This window comes from Streptomyces milbemycinicus, assembly GCF_002154605.1.
GTDB classification, from domain to species: Bacteria; Actinomycetota; Actinomycetes; order Streptomycetales; family Streptomycetaceae; genus Streptomyces; species Streptomyces milbemycinicus.
In genome coordinates, this window is the sequence record NZ_MUNE01000803.1 from 1 (window position 1) to 734 (window position 734).

General features: G+C 67.8%; 1 protein-coding gene. It reads right to left on the reverse strand.

Annotated features, from left to right (window positions below; genetic code table 11):
• On the reverse strand, positions 1-566 hold a 566-nt coding region (locus tag CCN51_RS46620), incomplete at its 3' end, for a TerD family protein (protein ID WP_143676116.1).
• Positions 567-734 lie beyond the last annotated feature (168 nt).

Genomic DNA, 734 nt, shown 5'->3' on the forward strand with positions numbered 1-734 from the left:
GGATGTGTATAAGAGACGAGGGCGGGGGCGGGCTCCTCCTCAGCGACCTCGCCGCCGAAGTTCTTCAGCAGCGCGTCAAGGCCGCCGTCGAAGCCCTGGCCGACCGCGGCGAACCGCCATACGTCCTTGAGGTAGAAGTCGCCCAGCATCACGGCGCGCTCGGTGCTGAACTCCGCCCCGGTGAAGGAGTACCGGACGACCTCCTCGCCGCCCGCGACGACCCGGATGTAGCCGGGGCCGACCTGGGACATCTGGCCCGCGCCGTCGATGGTGGCGGTGAAGGCGAGCTTGTGGATATGCGACGGGATGCTGTCGAGGGTGACGCGGAACGACTCGGCGTCCCCGGCCTGCGGCCCGAGCTGCTGAATCGCTTCCTCGGGGGACTTGGGCTGGTTGAAGAAGATGAAGTAGCGGTCGTCCGAGAGCCGCTCGTCCGCGTCGAGGCCGAAGCAGCTGATGTCGAAGGTCAGACCGGGCCCGGCGATCTGCACACCGACGTACAGGTCCCTCCCCGCCGTCAGATCACTGAGCTTGGCCTTGTGGCCGCGTTGGAATTCCCTGGCCATACGTAACGACCGTCCCCCATCCCGATAGCGGAGATTGCATTGCGCGCCAGGCTAACCGCTGCCGCTGAGAAGGAGCGACGCCGGGGAGCGAGGTGTGGTTCCAGTGACTACTCCGGCGGGGCCGAGGGGAGGTGCGGCAGCCTTCCGGCGGCCACCACGCCCTCCAGG